The 14,271-nt window shown below is 70.3% G+C and carries 13 protein-coding genes; 2 read left to right on the forward strand and 11 right to left on the reverse strand.

The genetic code is table 11. The annotated features are described in order from the left end of the window. Positions 1-33: 33 nt before the first annotated feature. Complete coding sequence (locus N4G63_RS10015; protein ID WP_260788231.1) at positions 34-1,086, reverse strand: MerR family transcriptional regulator; 1,053 nt, start codon at positions 1,084-1,086, stop codon at positions 34-36. Positions 1,087-1,247: 161 nt separating this feature from the next. On the opposite strand from N4G63_RS10015, the gene N4G63_RS10020 reads away from it, so the two are divergent. Then, positions 1,248-1,793 carry a hypothetical protein gene (locus N4G63_RS10020; protein ID WP_260788233.1) on the forward strand — a complete coding sequence of 182 codons (546 nt, stop codon included), beginning with the start codon at positions 1,248-1,250 and terminating at the stop codon, positions 1,791-1,793. A gap of 11 nt (positions 1,794-1,804) precedes the next feature. Here the strand turns inward: N4G63_RS10020 and N4G63_RS10025 are convergent, their stop codons facing one another. Together N4G63_RS10025 and N4G63_RS10030 are read right to left on the reverse strand one after the other, a co-directional pair. Further along, positions 1,805-2,305: a flavin reductase family protein gene (locus N4G63_RS10025; protein ID WP_260788234.1), complete on the reverse strand. Its 501-nt coding sequence runs from the start codon at positions 2,303-2,305 to the stop codon at positions 1,805-1,807. Between the two features lie 76 nt (positions 2,306-2,381). Then, the gene (locus tag N4G63_RS10030) at positions 2,382-2,891 is read right to left on the reverse strand and encodes a molybdenum cofactor biosynthesis protein MoaE (RefSeq protein ID WP_260788235.1); all 510 of its coding nucleotides are present in this window, start codon (positions 2,889-2,891) and stop codon (positions 2,382-2,384) included. A gap of 403 nt (positions 2,892-3,294) precedes the next feature. Here N4G63_RS10030 and N4G63_RS10035 point away from each other — a divergent pair, with 403 nt between their 5' ends. Further along, entirely contained in the window at positions 3,295-4,209 is a 915-nt protein-coding gene (locus N4G63_RS10035) for a dihydrodipicolinate synthase family protein (RefSeq protein WP_314599634.1), read from the forward strand. On the opposite strand, the gene N4G63_RS10040 is transcribed toward N4G63_RS10035, so the two are convergent. The 8 genes from N4G63_RS10040 to N4G63_RS10075 are packed head-to-tail and all read right to left on the reverse strand — an operon-like array spanning position 4,196 to position 14,209. Beyond that, positions 4,196-4,450 (reverse strand): MoaD/ThiS family protein, encoded by a 255-nt coding sequence (locus N4G63_RS10040; RefSeq protein ID WP_260788236.1) that lies wholly within the window; start codon positions 4,448-4,450, stop codon positions 4,196-4,198. The two genes, N4G63_RS10035 and N4G63_RS10040, sit on opposite strands and share 14 nt — an antisense overlap. Before the next feature lie 21 nt (positions 4,451-4,471). After that, positions 4,472-5,773 (reverse strand): molybdopterin molybdotransferase MoeA, encoded by a 1,302-nt coding sequence (locus N4G63_RS10045; protein ID WP_314599635.1) that lies wholly within the window; start codon positions 5,771-5,773, stop codon positions 4,472-4,474. Beyond that, a complete protein-coding gene (gene mobB, locus N4G63_RS10050; RefSeq protein ID WP_260788238.1) occupies positions 5,766-6,323 on the reverse strand; it encodes a molybdopterin-guanine dinucleotide biosynthesis protein B in 558 nt (185 codons plus the stop codon). The genes N4G63_RS10045 and mobB overlap by 8 nt, the downstream gene beginning before the upstream one ends. Further along, positions 6,320-7,762 (reverse strand): threonine synthase, encoded by a 1,443-nt coding sequence (gene thrC / locus N4G63_RS10055; protein WP_260788239.1) that lies wholly within the window; start codon positions 7,760-7,762, stop codon positions 6,320-6,322. The genes mobB and thrC overlap by 4 nt, the downstream gene beginning before the upstream one ends. Continuing rightward, positions 7,759-10,170 (reverse strand): tetratricopeptide repeat protein, encoded by a 2,412-nt coding sequence (locus N4G63_RS10060; RefSeq protein WP_314599636.1) that lies wholly within the window; start codon positions 10,168-10,170, stop codon positions 7,759-7,761. Before N4G63_RS10060 ends, thrC begins: the two co-directional genes overlap by 4 nt. 45 nt (positions 10,171-10,215) lie before the next feature. Beyond that, positions 10,216-11,553: a P-loop NTPase fold protein gene (locus tag N4G63_RS10065; RefSeq protein ID WP_260788241.1), complete on the reverse strand. Its 1,338-nt coding sequence runs from the start codon at positions 11,551-11,553 to the stop codon at positions 10,216-10,218. Positions 11,554-11,594: 41 nt separating this feature from the next. Then, complete coding sequence (locus N4G63_RS10070; protein WP_260788242.1) at positions 11,595-12,917, reverse strand: homoserine dehydrogenase; 1,323 nt, start codon at positions 12,915-12,917, stop codon at positions 11,595-11,597. Positions 12,918-12,976: 59 nt separating this feature from the next. Continuing rightward, a complete protein-coding gene (locus N4G63_RS10075) occupies positions 12,977-14,209 on the reverse strand; it encodes a pyridoxal phosphate-dependent aminotransferase (RefSeq protein WP_260788243.1) in 1,233 nt (410 codons plus the stop codon). Between the last annotated feature and the right edge of the window lie 62 nt (positions 14,210-14,271).

Genomic DNA, 14,271 nt, shown 5'->3' on the forward strand with positions numbered 1-14,271 from the left:
CCCGGCACTGTCAGCCCTGACGCTGCGTGAGGGTCAAGCCAGGTCGGCCGGGGCCACTCCGGCGGCCGCGGCGGCCGCGGCCACCCCTGCAACTCCGGCCATGGCGGCCCGCAGGTAATCGCCTGTCGGAGCCGGCAGCACGGCACCCGCCCGCAGCAGCGGCTCGGCGGCCATGGCGGCAAACATCTTCTGCACCAAGGGTGGGTGGTGGCCCACGGCGTGCGCGATCAAGGCCTGCAGACGCCCCGCCAGCGCCTGTGCCGCCGGATGCGACGCAGGCACCCGGGCGGCCATCAGGCCCTCGGCGTCGGCGGCCAGCGCGGCCCACTGGGATGTGTCCAGCCGCTGGAAGCGGCTCATCTCGGCCAGGCTGAAGTGCCGCAGCCAGGCGGCCTGGCGCAAGGCAGTGGCCTGCTCGATGTAGCGCACCATGGCCAGTTCCGGGGCGCCGTCACGGCGGGCCAGGGGCTCCTGCAGGTACATGCGCCCCCAGCGCTCGATCAGGTCGAAATCGCCGCCAAGCCAGTGATGGATCAGGCCCATCCATTGCTGGGCCAGCGGTTGCACCCGCAGGTCGGTGGCGGCAACCCCCTGGTCCATCAAGGCGCGCACCCGCTGCATCAGTGGCGCCCATTCGGCCCGCACCGATTGCCAGTTGCCCACGATGGTGCGGATCTCGCCCGGCGTGAAGTAGCGGGCGCAGGCGGCCATCAAGCCCAGCGATGCCAGCCACTCGGCCATCTCGGGCTGGTCGCCGCCCGACAAGCGGCCCATCAGCAGCGCCAGGCGCTCGCGCAGTGCGCTGGCCTGGGCGATCTCGTGGTCCAGCGCGCGGATCTGGCGCGCCACGATGGCGGGCAGGCCTTCGCCGTCGCTGGCCAGCATGCTGCCGATCTCCTTGAGCGGCAGGCCCATGTGACGCAGCGCCTGGATGGCGTGCAGCCGCGCCACGTCGGCCGTGGTGTAGAGCCGATAGCCGGCATCGGTGCGGGCCGAGGGCTTGAGCAGGCCGATCTGGTCGTAGTGGTGCAGCGCGCGCACCGTGAGGCCACTGCGCTGCGCCAGTTCACCCACCTTGAGCCTCATTGACCACCCTTTCGCTGCGTCTGCGCCGGCCGCCCACGCCGCCTGGCGTGCGCATCTTCCAGCCTCACGTGGCGTGAGGGTCGAGGCCGATGTCCGAGTGTGCTGCACCGCGTTCATGGGGCGGCGGGGGCACACCGGGCGCAGCTTCCTACAATGGCCCGGTGGACATCCATCAAATGCAGGTTCGGTACGACCCGAACGCCGATCGCATCATCTGGCAGGTGCGTACCCGTGGCGGCGAGTTGTTCTCGGTGTGGCTCACCCGGCGCATGGTGATCCGGCTGTGGCCGCCGTTCTCGCAGCTGGTCACCACCGCCAGCATCGCCACCCAGGTGGCGCCCACCACCACGGTGCTGCCCGAGGCGCGCGAGATGCTGGCCCAGGCGGCGCGCGAGCGGCCGCTGCCCTCGGCCGATTTCAAGACCCCGTTCAACCCCGAGCCGGCCGCCGAGCCGCTGGGCGCCGAGCCGCTGCTGCCCAACACGGTGGATCTGGGCCATGGCGACGGCGGCAAGGGCCTGGCCATCCGCGTGCGCGAGGCCAATGGCCGCAGCCTCGAGCTGCGCCTGAACGACGACCTGGCCACCGCGCTGATGCGCCTGATCGACAAGGCGCTGCTGGCCTCGGAATGGGGGCTGGTGACCGCGCCGGCCGAAGCTGCCGCTGCCGTGCCGCCGGCCCGGCCCACACCCAGCAGCCTGAACTGAGCGCCGGCGCGCTACAGCGTGCCGCTCAGGCCGTGGTAATGCCCGGCGTGGTAGACCAGCGGATCGACATCGGTGCGCGAATCCAGGCGCAGCACCCGGCCGATGAACAGGCGGTGGTCGCCGCCATCGTGCACCGTCTCGGCGCCGCACTCGAACACCGCGGCCGCGCCGCCCAGCAGCGGCACATCGCCCAGGCCGTCGGCCCAGTCGCCCTCGGCAAACTTGTCGGGCTCGGCCGAGGCAAAGCGGCGCGACAGCGGCAGCTGCGCCTCGGTGAGCACGTTCACCGCCCAGTGCGTGGCGGCCTCGAAGGCGGCCAAGGCGGCGCTGGCGCGGCGCAGGCTCCACAGCACCAGCGGCGGCTGCAGCGACAGCGCGGCAAACGAGTTGACGGTCAGGCCCAGCGGCCGGCCGGCGGCGTCGCGGCAGGTGACGATGACCACGCCGGTGGCAAAACGCCCCAGCGCCTGACGCAGCGCTGCCGACGAGGGCTCGACGATGGCGATGCTCATGCCCGGCCCCCGCCTGCCGCGCAGGGCAGGCCATGCCGCGCGGCGGTGGCGGGCCGGCGTGGAAGCGACCGGGGGCTCATGCGCCCAGGCCCGCGCCGTTGCTGGCCTGGATGCCCCAGCGCGCCAGCGCGGCGTCGTCGGCCACCCGGGCATCCACCCACTGGGCGCCGTCGGGCGTGGTTTCCTTCTTCCAGAACGGCGCCTGGGTCTTGAGGTAGTCCATCAAGAACTCGCAGGCCTGGAAGCTGCTGCCGCGGTGGGCCGAGCTCACCACCACCAGCACGATCTGCTCCAGCGGCTGCAGCAGGCCCACGCGGTGAATCACGCGCGCGGCGCGGATGTCGAAGCGGCGCAGCGCCTCGTCGATCATGGCTTCGATGGCGCGCTCGGTCATGCCGGGGTAGTGCTCGAGCTCCATCGCGCTCACCGCGCCCCGGGCATCGCCCGCGCTGGCGTTGCGGTCGCGCACCGTGCCCACGAAGCTGGTCACGGCACCCACGCCACCATCGCCGGCGCGCAGCGCCGCCACCTCGGTGGACAGGTCAAAGTCGTCGGTCTGGATGCGCACGCGCGCCAAGGAGTTCATGGCGGCGGATTCTCGCATCCGCCTCCGGCACGCACTGTCGCGTGGGCGGGCCGGGCCTGGTGGCCGGTTGGCCCGATGGCCCGATGGCACGATGGCACGATGGCCCGATGGCCCGGTGGCCCGGTGGCCCGGCGGCCGGGCGCCCGAACAAGGCCGCTACACTCGTCGCATGCTGTTCGACGCCCCGGCCCTGCACCCCGCCATGCCCTGCATGGCCGGCGGCGCGCGCGCGCTGGCGGCCCGGGCAGCCTTGAAAAAACAGCGGCTCGTCTGACCGGGGCGGCTGTTGCCGTCGTCGGACGCGCAACGCCAGCCACCGGGTGCCCCGCCCAGGCACCCCTTGCCCCTTGCGATTGCCCGGCCGGCCGGCACCGGATGCGGTCGAAGCAATGGAGTGCGCGCAATGCGTGATGGAGCGATTGATTTTTCGGGCATCTGGCTGCCGCTGGTGACCCCCTTCGAGGCCGACGCTGCGGCGGTGGACCACCCGGCCCTGGCCCGCCTGGTGCGCCGCCTGGCCGCCCAGGGCGTGGCCGGCTTCGTGGCCTGCGGCAGCACCGGCGAAGCCGCGATGCTGGACGAGGCCGAACAGCAGGCCGTGCTGGCCACGGTGCTGGGCGCCGCAGGCGGCAAGCCGGTGCTGATGGGCCTGGCCGGCGTGCGGCCCGAGCGCGTGGCCCAGCGTGCGCAGGCACTGGCCGCGGCCAGCGCACCGGCCGGCTGGCTGCTCACCGCGCCGGCCTATGTGAAGCCCTCGCAGGCCGGCATCGTCGACTTCTTTCATCGCGTGGTCGAGGCCACGCCGCTGCCCGTGGTGGCCTATGACATCCCCGCGCGCACCGGCGTGCGCATCCAGCCGGCCACGCTGCTGGCACTGGCCGAGCACCCGCGCATCGTGGCCGTGAAGGACTGCAGCGCCGACCGCGCGGCGGCCGAGGCCATCGTGGCCGACGGCCGCCTGGCCCTGCTGGCCGGCAACGACGACGAGCTGTTCGACCAGCTGGCGCGCGGCGCGGCGGGCGCCATCACCGCCAGCGCGCACCTGGCCACCGCCCAGTTCGTGGCCCTGGCGGCGGCACTGCGCGGCGCGGGCCGGCTTGAGCAGGCCCGGGCCCTGTGGCGGCGGCTGGCGCCCGTCACGCGGGCGGCGTTTGCCGAGCCCAACCCGGCGCCGATCAAGGCCGCGCTGGCCCTGGGCGGCGAGCTGCACCCGACCCTGCGCGCGCCCATGCAGTCGGCAGCGCCCGCCACCGGCCAGGCGCTGCACGCGGCGGCGCTGGCGGCCGCCCTGCCCGACGCGCCGATCAGCCCCCGGTAACCGGTGGAAAAAACGCCACCTCGGCACCGGCCGGCACGGCGGTGGCCTCGTCGGCCATCAGCTGGTTGAGCGCGCAGCGCAGCGCGCGGCCACGCGCCAGCGCCTGGGCATGGGCGCCGCCGCGGGCGATCAGCGCATCGCGCAAGGCGCCCAGCGTGCTGCCTTCGGCCAGCTCGACGGACTCGCTGGCGCCCAGGGCCTCGCGCAGCGAGGCGAAATAGCGAACGGTGATGGTGGGCATGGGCAAACGGGGTGAAACGGTTCAGGCGCCGATCAAGGTGGCCAGCAGCAGCAGGCGCACGGTGTCGCCACGCTGCACCACCTGATTGGCCGGCAGATCGACCAGGCCATCGGCCCACACCGCCGAGGTGAGCACGCCCGAGCTCTGGTTGGCAAACAGCTCGACACCGCCTTGCGGGTTGAGCCGGGCGCGCAGGAACTCGCGGCGCTTGTCGGGCCGCGGCCAGTCGAAATCAGCCCGCACCTGCACGGCCGGCGGCAGCGCCGCCGGGCAGCCCTGCAGCGCGCGCAGCACCGGCGCCACCGCCAGCAGGCAGGTGACGAAGCTGCTCACCGGGTTGCCGGGCAGGCCCATGAACAAGGCCTCGCTGCCCGCATCGTCACTGCGGCGCACACCGCCAAAGACCAGCGGCTTGCCGGGCTTCATGGCCACCTGCCAGGCCTCGAGCCAGCCCTCGGCCTTGACGGCGGGCTTGATGTGGTCTTCTTCGCCCACCGACACGCCGCCGCTGGTGAGGATCAGGTCATTGCCCTGCGCGGCGCGGCGCAGCGCCTCGCGGGTGGCGGCCAGGTTGTCGGGCACGATGCCCAGGTCGTCAACCTCGCAGCCGGCGGCCTGCAGCAGGCCGCGCAGCGTGAAGCGGTTGCTGTTGTAGATGGCGCCGGGCTTCAGCGGCTCGCCGGGCATCACCAGTTCGTCGCCGGTGGAAAACAGCGCCACGCGCGGGCGCCGCCGCACATGCAGGTTCGACGCGCCCACCGAGGCCGCCAGGCCCAGCGCCTGTGGCGTGAGCCGCTGGCCGGCGTGCAGCACCTCGGCGCCCAGCAGCACGTCTTCACCACGGCGGCGCACCCACTGGCCGGCGGCGGGCACCACGCCCACGCGCACGCTGCCCAGTTCTGAACCCTTGGCGCCGGTGTCGTCGGCGATGGCCTCGCACTGCTCCTGCATCACCACCGCATCGCCGCCGGCCGGAATCTGCCCGCCGGTGAAGATGCGCGCCGCCGTGCCCGGCTGCAGCGGCTGGCCCACATGGCCGGCCGGGATGCGCTGGCTGACCGGCAGCACCGTGCCGGCGGCCGGCACATCGGCGGCGCGCATCACGTAGCCGTCCATCGAGGTGTTGTCGGCCGGCGGCACATCCAGCGCCGAGACCACCGGCCGCGCCAGCACGCGGCCCAGTGCGTCAAAGGTGGCCAGCTTTTCGGTTTGCGTGATCACGCGGTCCTGCGCCACCGCCAGCAGGCGCTGCAGGGCCTCGTCGAGTGTCAGCAGCGTCGGGCGCGGCAGGTTGGCGGGCGCCGGGGCAGCAGGTTCAGCCATGGATGTCGGGGTGGTAGGTGAAGCGCTCGGCAGTGTCCATCAGCCACGAAGCCAGCACCTCGGGTGTGGCCAGATCGAACACCGGGCGCGCGGTGACCTGCGGCAGCGCGGCCGGCGCGTCGGTGGCCACGGCCACCACATGCGGGTCGTCTGGGTACAGCGGCGCCTGGTTCAGCGCGGCGCGCCACACCTCCACCTTGGGCAGCGCGGCGTGCTTGTAGCCTTCCACCAGCACCCAGTCGCTGGGCGACAGCTCGGCCAGCAGCTCGTGCACCGTGGGCATGCCTTCGTGGTCGAACTCGCGCAGCAGGGCCATGCGGTGGGCCGAGGCGATCAGCACCTCGGTGGCGCCGGCCTCGCGGTGGCGGTGGCTGTCCTTGCCCGGGTGGTCGATGTCGAAGCGCTTGTGCGCATGCTTGATCACGCTGACGCGCTGGCCGCGCGCCTTCAGCAAGGCCACCAGTTGCTCGACCAGCGTGGTCTTGCCCACGCCCGAGGGGCCGCAAAAGCCCACCACCCGCCGCAGCGGCGCGCCGGCGCTGCCGCTCACTTGGCGTGCTGCTCGATGTAGGCCTTCACCACAGCGGCATCCACCGGCATCACGGTAAAGCGCTTGGGCAGGGCCTCGATGCCTTCAAGCGCGGCCGGGCGGATCGGCTCGCGGCCCAGGGCTTCCTGGATGGTGGCGGCAAACTTGGCCGGCAGCGCGGTCTCGAGCACGATCATCGGCACGCCGGGCTGCAGGTGATCGCGCGCCACCTTCAGGCCATCGGCCGTGTGGGTGTCGATCATGTCCTGGTGCGCCGCCCAGGTGGCCTGGATGGTGGCCAGCCGGTCGGCATGCGTGCTCTTGCCCGACACGAAGCCGTACTGCGCCAAACGCGCGGTTTCTTCAGCGGTGAGCTGGAAGCCGCCTTCGCTGGCGATGGCCGGCCCGAACAGCTGCGCGGTGCGCGCGGCGTCGCGGCCCAGCAGATCGAATACGAAACGCTCGAAGTTGCTGGCCTTGCTGATGTCCATGCTGGGGCTGGAGGTCTCGAAGGTCTCGGCGCTGCCGCGCACGCGGTAATGCCCGCTGCGGAAGAACTCGTCGAGCACATCGTTCTCGTTGGTGGCCACCACCAGCTGGGCAATCGGCAGGCCCATCATGCGCGCCACATGGCCGGCGCACACGTTGCCGAAGTTGCCCGAGGGCACGCTGAAGCTGACCTTGTCGGCATCCGACTGCGTGGCCTGGAAGTAGCCGGCAAAGTAGTACACCACCTGGGCCAGCAGGCGCGCCCAGTTGATGGAATTGACCGTGCCGATCTTCCACTGGCGCTTGAAGGCCAGATCGTTGCTCACGGCCTTGACGATGTCCTGGCAGTCGTCGAACACGCCCTCGACGCTGAGGTTGTGGATGTTGGCATCCTGCAGGCTGAACATCTGCGCCTGCTGGAACGGGCTCATGCGGCCAAAGGGCGACAGCATGAACACCTTGACGCCCTGCTTGCCGCGCATGGCGTACTCGGCCGCGCTGCCGGTGTCGCCACTGGTGGCACCCAGGATGTTGAGCGTCTCGCCGCGGCGCGCCAGCTCGTACTCGAACAGGTTGCCCAGCAACTGCATGGCCATGTCCTTGAAGGCCAGCGTGGGGCCGTTGGACAAGGCTTCGATCAGCAGGCCGCCAGAGCCTTCACCCTGCAACGGGCGCACCGGCACGATGGCGTCGGTGCCGTACACCGCCTTGGTGTAGGTCTTGTCGACCAGGCGCTTCAGGTCGGCGGCCGGGATGTCGGTGATGTACAGCGACAGGATCTCGAAGGCCAGCGCCGCATAGCCACCGGCCTGGCCCTTGCCGTACAGGCCGCGCCAGCGCGCCAGCGTGGCCGCATCCACCTTGGGGTAGTGCGTGGGCAGGTACAGGCCGCCATCGGGCGCCAGGCCTTCGAGCAGGATCTCGCTGAAGTCGCGCTCGGTCTTGTCGCCGCGGGTGCTGATGTATTTCATGTTGGGTCGTTTCCGGTGGCGGGTTTTGCGGTGGGTGCCAGGGCATCCAACCGGGCCTGCACGCGCGCCACATCGTCCTGCAAAACTTTGTCGAGGGGCGATTGTCGCAAAGCCGCCTGGGCGGCGGCCAGGCTGCGGCTGAAGAGGTGGCGGGCGTCGTCTGGCGCATCGCAGAGTTCTGCCAAAAGCGCCAGGCTGACATGCAAGTCCCGCAAGGCCTCGGGCGATTCGCCCGTCAGCTTCACCAGCCGCTCACGAACCTCCAGGCTTTGCTCGTAGCGACCCTTCGCGCCCGCCACATCCCCCAGCGCGCGCTGCACATCGCCCACCTTGTTCAAGGAAATCGACCAGTCCCGCAAGGCCTCGGGCGATTCGCCCGTCAGCTTCACCAGCCGCTCACGAACCTCCAGGCTTTGCTCGTAGCGACCCTTCGCGCCCGCCACATCCCCCAGCGCGCGCTGCACATCGCCCACCTTGTTCAAGGAAATCGACCAGTCCCGCAAGGCCTCGGGCGATTCGCCCGTCAGCTTCACCAGCCGCTCACGAACCTCCAGGCTTTGCTCGTAGCGACCCTTCGCGCCCGCCACATCCCCCAGCGCGCGCTGCACATCGCCCACCTTGTTCAAGGAAATCGACCAGTCCCGCAAGGCCTCGGGCGATTCGCCCGTCAGCTTCACCAGCCGCTCACGAACCTCCAGGCTTTGCTCGTAGCGACCCTTCGCGCCCGCCACATCCCCCAGCGCGCGCTGCACATCGCCCACGTTGTCCAGCGACACCGACCCGTCCCGCAAGGCCTCGGGCGATTCGCCCGTCAGCTTCACCAGCCGCTCACGAACCTCCAGGCCTTGCTCGTAGCGACCCTTCGCGCCCGCCACATCCCCCAGCGCACGCTGCACATCGCCCACTTTCTCCAGCGACACCGACCAGTCCCGCAAGGCCTCGGGCGATTCGCCCGTCAGCTTCACCAGCCGCTCACTCACCTCCAGGCTTTGCTCGTAGCGACCCTTCGCGCCCGCCACATCCCCCAGCGCGCGCTGCACATCGCCCACCTTGTCCAGCGACACCGACCAGTCCCGCAAGGCCTCGGGCGATTCGCCCGTCAGCTTCACCAGCCGCTCACGAACCTCCAGGCCTTGCTCGTAGCGACCCTTCGCGCCCGCCACATCCCCCAGCGCGCGCTGCACATCGCCCACTTTCTCCAGCGACACCGACCAGTCCCGCAAGGCCTCGGGCGATTCGCCCGTCAGCTTCACCAGCCGCTCACTCACCTCCAGGCTTTGCTCGTAGCGACCCTTCGCGCCCGCCACATCCCCCAGCGCGCGCTGCACATCGCCCACCTTGTTCAAGGAAATCGACCAGTCCCGCAAGGCCTCGGGCGATTCGCCCGTCAGCTTCACCAGCCGCTCACTCACCTCCAGGCTTTGCTCGTAGCGACCCTTCGCGCCCGCCACATCCCCCAGCGCGCGCTGCACATCGCCCACTTTCTCCAGCGACACCGACCAGTCCCGCAAGGCCTCGGGCGATTCGCCCGTCAGCTTCACCAGCCGCAGCGCCAGGGCCTGGGCCAAGCCGGCGGCCTTTCGCGCCACCGGCAGGCGCCGGGCGGCCAGTGCCCATTGCGCCTGCCACCAGTGCCACAGCCAGCCCAGGCGCAAGGCCGGCGCTGGTGCGGCCGGCCCCAAGTCGGGCAGCCAGGGCCGGGCCTCGGCCAGCACGCGCTCGGCATCGGGCATTTGGCGCTGGGCCAGCGCCTCGTCGATGGCATCAAAGGCCAGCGCCAGCCCTGGCGCCTGGCCTTTGGCCTGCCCCAGAACCCGCCGCCACCACGGCGGGCGGGCCTGGCCCAGCGCCTGGGCCCACAGCGCCCGCGCCGTGCCGCGCTGACGTGCCGGTACACCAGCCGCCAGGCTCGGGCGCTCAACAGCAGGGGCCTGCGCGGTGGCATCCACCCAGGCCGGCACCTCAAAGCTGGCGCTGCGCACGGCCCACAGGTCGGGGGCCACGCCAGCGGCGTCAGCTTCACCGCCCTGGGGCGCCACCAGGAGCACAGCACGCGGCAAGGCCAGCAGTGCGGCACGGCGCTCGTTCAGGCGGGCCAGGCCCTGGCGGCGTTGGTCAGGCGTGGCCTGGCCCAGATCCAGCCACAGGCCGAACTGGCGTGTGCCGGCCAGCGGCTGGAGCGCGGCCGACAGTGCCTTGCCCAGATCGAACGGGGCCTGGGGTTCGGCCGGATGCGCCAGCAGCCGCCGGCTGCGCACGCGCAGGCTGCGATCCAACTCGCCCTGCAGCCAGGCGAGGCTGCGCGGGTCATTGCCCCACAGGTAGAGCACCTGGCCATGATCGCCCCGCAGCAGCAGCCGGCGCAGGCGGCGCAGCAGCAGCAAATGTTCGGCGCTGGCAGACGACACGTCAGGATGGGCCGATGGACGGCGCCAGGCGCGCTATGCCAGGCCTCAACGCACGGGCGCCTGGGCGGCGGCCTCGGCCGTGAGGCGCTCGGCACGCTGGTGCACCCACTCGCGCGCCATCGGGTGCACGGCATACCAGGTGCTGCCGTTCAGATAGGCCAGCACATGCTTGGTGGCCAGGTAGCGCTGCAACACGTTGGCATCGATGTCGGCGGCCAGTTCGGCATCGTGGCTGTTGTCCAGCCGCGCCAGCCAGCGCACATGCTCGGCCGGTATGGCCCGCCCCGGGCTGACATGGCCCAAGGCGAAATCCACCGTGGCATCGCTGACCGGCAGTTGCGCAATGTCGTCGCTGAGCGCCACGCGGATGGCCCGCAGAAAGTCGCGCAGATCGCCGCCCGTGTTCTCGGCCAGGCGCTGCAGCTGCGCTGGCGTGAACACCTGCGACCACTCGGGAAACCGCCTTGCCACCAGGGCCTGCATGGCCGCCAGCCCCGCCACATCGGGCGCGCGGCTGCGCTCGGCAAACACATGCACCGAGGGCATGTTGACCACAAAGCCCGTGCCCAGCGACGCAGCCAGCTGCGTGTTCTGCTCCAGCAAAAAGGGCGAGACCGAATACACCACATGCAGGCCGGGCATGCGCAAGGCCGCGCCTTCACTGACAAACAGCCGCTGAACGCTTTCGTAGACCTGCCCCGCCTCGTCGCCGTAGCCGCGGATCTTTTCCACCGAGTCGGCCAGCAGCACACAGCGCTCACCGTTGGCACAAAGATCATGCTTGAGGTCGGCCACCAGCTGATGCGCCTGGGTGACGATGCGCGACTGCTGCTTCTTGAGGTTGGCCTCGAGCTCTTTGCGGAAGCTGTCGTCGGTTTGCAAGGCAAGCTGGATCTGCGCCTTGAGCGGCCCTGCGCCCGCATCAAGCTTCAGGCTCTCGGGCACCAGGCGTGTGCCCGTGAAGAAGTCGATCAGGCGCTCGGCCGGCGAGCGCTGGCCCTGCAGGCTGCCCACCTGATCGACCCATGACGACAACAGCGCCACCAGAAAGCTCGACAGCGTGACCGGCGCATTGAGGTTGAGCCATTCCTCCAGATCGCAGTAGTAGACCTTGCAGTCGTGGGCCGGCCGCTCCAGCAGGTCACGCCGCAGGCGCTGCAGCTCGGTGCTCTTGCCACTGCCGGGTTGGCCGGTGAACAGGAACACCCCTTCACCGGCCACGCGCAGGATGTCCTTGCGAAGGCGCGCGACGGCATCGGTGCCGCCATGCAGGCCGGTGACGTACAGGCCTTCGTCCTCGAGCTTGGACACGTCCAGCGGCTGCTCAAAGCGCAACCGGTTGGTGAACCGGGTCAGCAGGTCTTCGATGTCCTGTTCGGTCATGGCAGCGCCCTGGCTCGGCATGTGGTCACGCGGGGTCGCGCTCAGCTCAGCTCTTCCTTGCGCAGCGCCACGATCGGCGCCAGCACCGTGGGCAGGGCCTGCATCTGGCCCAAGGCCTCGCGCATGCGGCCTTCCACGGTGTCGTGGGTCAGGATGATCAGGTCGGTCTTGGTCTCGCCATCGGCGCTTTCACGCTGCAGCACGGCGTCGATCGAGATGTCGTGCTCGGCCAGGATGGTGGTGATGCGGCTGAGCACGCCGGTTTGATCGGCCACTTGCAGGCGCAGGTAGAAGGCGGTGACCACCTGGGCGATCGGCAGGATCGGCGTGTCGGCCAGCGCATCGTGCTGGAAGGCCAGGTGCGGCACGCGGTGGTCGGGGTCGGCGGTGGCCAGGCGGGTGATGTCGACCAGGTCGGCCACCACGGCGCTGGCGGTGGGCTCGCTGCCCGCGCCCTTGCCGTAGTACAGCGTGGTGCCCACGGCATCGCCCTGCACCACCACGGCGTTCATCGCGCCTTCCACGTTGGCGATCAGGCGCTTGGCCGGCACCAGGGTGGGGTGCACGCGCAGCTCGATGCCGCCGCCGGCCACATCGTCGCGGCGCTTGGTGATGCCCAGCAGCTTGATGCGGTAGCCCAGCTGCTCGGCATAGCGGATGTCGGCCGCGGCCAGCTGGGTGATGCCTTCCACATGGGCCTGGTCAAAGCGCACCGGCGTGCCGAAGGCGATGGCGCTCATGATCGTGGCCTTGTGTGCCGCATCGACACCCTCGATGTCGAAGGTGGGATCGGCCTCGGCGTAGCCCAGGCGCTGGGCCTCCTTCAGCACGGTGCCGAAGTCCAGGCCCTTGTCGCGCATCTCGCTCAGGATGAAGTTGGTGGTGCCGTTGATGATGCCGGCGATCCACTCGATGCGGTTGGCGGTGAGGCCCTCGCGCAGCGCCTTGATGATCGGGATGCCACCGGCCACCGCGGCCTCGAAGGCCACCACCACGCCCTGGGCGCGCGCCGCGGCAAAGATCTCGGTGCCATGCACGGCCAGCAAGGCCTTGTTGGCGGTGACCACATGCTTGCCGGCGGCAATGGCCTCGAGCACCAGGGTCTTGGCGATGCCGTAGCCGCCGATCAGCTCGACCACGATGTCGATGGCCGGGTTGGCGATGACCTGGCGGCCGTCGGCCACCACCTGCACACCGTCGCCAACGATGCTCTTGGCGCGTTCGACATCCAGATCGGCCACCATCGCGATCTCGATGCCGCGGCCGGCGCGACGCCGGATCTCCTGCTGGTTGCGCTGCAGCACCTTGAAGGTGCCGGAGCCGACGGTGCCGATGCCGAGCAGGCCGACCTGGATGGGTTTCATGACGATGACTCTCGAGGAAAAGCGCCCGCAGGCGCCGAAGAAAGACGGGACGCCGCCGCTCAGACGGCGTGGCGCTTGCGGTAGTGCGACAGGAAGCGGTCGATGCGGCCGATGGCCTCGGCCAGATCATCGCTGTTGGGCAGAAACACCAGGCGGAAGTGGTCGGGCGTGGGCCAGTTGAAGCCGGTGCCCTGCACGATCAGCAGCTTTTCTTCGGCCAGCAGTTCGTAGGCGAACTGCTGGTCGTCGGCGATCGGGTACATCTTCGGGTCGAGCCGCGGAAACATGTACAGCGCGCCCTTGGGCTTGACCACGCTGATGCCCGGAATCTGGGTCAGCAGGTTGTAGGCCAGGTCACGCTGGCGCGCCAGGCGACCGCCCGGGGCCACCAGATCCTTGATGCTCTGGTAGCCGCCCAGCGCGGTCTGGATGGCCAGCTGGCCCGGCGTGTTGGCGCACAGGCGCATCGAGGCCAGCATGTTCAGGCCCTCGATGTAGCCGCGGGCATGGCGCTTGTCGCCCGACACCACCATCCAGCCGGCGCGGTAGCCGCACGAGCGGTAGTTCTTGCTCAGGCCGTTGAAGCTCAGGCACAGCACGTCGCCGGCCAGCGAGGCGATGCTGGTGTGGGTGTGGCCGTCGTACAGCGTCTTGTCGTAGATCTCGTCGGCAAAGATGATCAGGCCGTGCTGGCGGGCGATCTCGACCAGATCCTTCAGCAGCGCGTCGGAGTACAGCGCGCCGGTCGGGTTGTTGGGGTTGATGATGACGATGCCGCGCGTGTTGGGCGTGATCTTGCGGCGGATGTCGTCGAGATCTGGAAACCAGTCGGCGCCCTCGTCGCACAGATAGTGCACCGGCGTGCCGCCCGACAGCGCCACGCTGGCCGTCCACAGCGGGTAGTCGGGCGCCGGCACCAGGATCTCGTCGCCGGCGTTGAGCAGCGCGTTCATGCTCATGGTGATGAGCTCGGAGGCGCCGTTGCCCAGGTACACATCGTCCACGGTCACGCCCTGGATGTGCTTTTCCTGGGTGTAGTGCACCACCGCCTTGCGCGGCGCGAACAGGCCCTTGCTGTCGGTGTAGCCGGCAGCCACCTGGGTGGGCAGGTTGCGGATCATGTCCTGCACGATCTCGTCGGGCGGCTCCAGGCCGAAAGCCGCCACGTTGCCGATGTTCAGGCGGATGATCTTGTGGCCCTCGTCCTCCATCTGCTTGGCCTTGTCGAGCACGGGCCCGCGGATGTCATAGCAGACGTTGTCAAGCTTGCTGGACTTGGCGATCGGTTTCAACACGGCACTCCTGAACCCGCCCCGGCCCGGGCGGCAAAGCCGCGATGCGCTGTCTGCCGCAC

The organism is Aquabacterium sp. OR-4 (assembly GCF_025290835.2).
In the GTDB taxonomy this organism is placed as follows: Bacteria; Pseudomonadota; Gammaproteobacteria; order Burkholderiales; family Burkholderiaceae_C; genus Pseudaquabacterium.

What these genes read in the sequence shown, in the direction of transcription:
- N4G63_RS10070 (WP_260788242.1), bottom strand. Translation starts at nt 12,917, where the DNA reads ATGAAACCCATCCAGGTCGGCCTGCTCGGCATCGGCACCGTCGGCTCC.
- N4G63_RS10035 (WP_314599634.1), top strand. Translation starts at nt 3,295, where the DNA reads ATGCGTGATGGAGCGATTGATTTTTCGGGCATCTGGCTGCCGCTGGTG.
- thrC (WP_260788239.1), bottom strand. Translation starts at nt 7,762, where the DNA reads ATGAAATACATCAGCACCCGCGGCGACAAGACCGAGCGCGACTTCAGC.
- N4G63_RS10040 (WP_260788236.1), bottom strand. Translation starts at nt 4,450, where the DNA reads ATGCCCACCATCACCGTTCGCTATTTCGCCTCGCTGCGCGAGGCCCTG.
- N4G63_RS10025 (WP_260788234.1), bottom strand. Translation starts at nt 2,305, where the DNA reads ATGAGCATCGCCATCGTCGAGCCCTCGTCGGCAGCGCTGCGTCAGGCG.
- N4G63_RS10045 (WP_314599635.1), bottom strand. Translation starts at nt 5,773, where the DNA reads ATGGCTGAACCTGCTGCCCCGGCGCCCGCCAACCTGCCGCGCCCGACG.
- N4G63_RS10015 (WP_260788231.1), bottom strand. Translation starts at nt 1,086, where the DNA reads ATGAGGCTCAAGGTGGGTGAACTGGCGCAGCGCAGTGGCCTCACGGTG.
- N4G63_RS10030 (WP_260788235.1), bottom strand. Translation starts at nt 2,891, where the DNA reads ATGAACTCCTTGGCGCGCGTGCGCATCCAGACCGACGACTTTGACCTG.
- N4G63_RS10065 (WP_260788241.1), bottom strand. Translation starts at nt 11,553, where the DNA reads ATGACCGAACAGGACATCGAAGACCTGCTGACCCGGTTCACCAACCGG.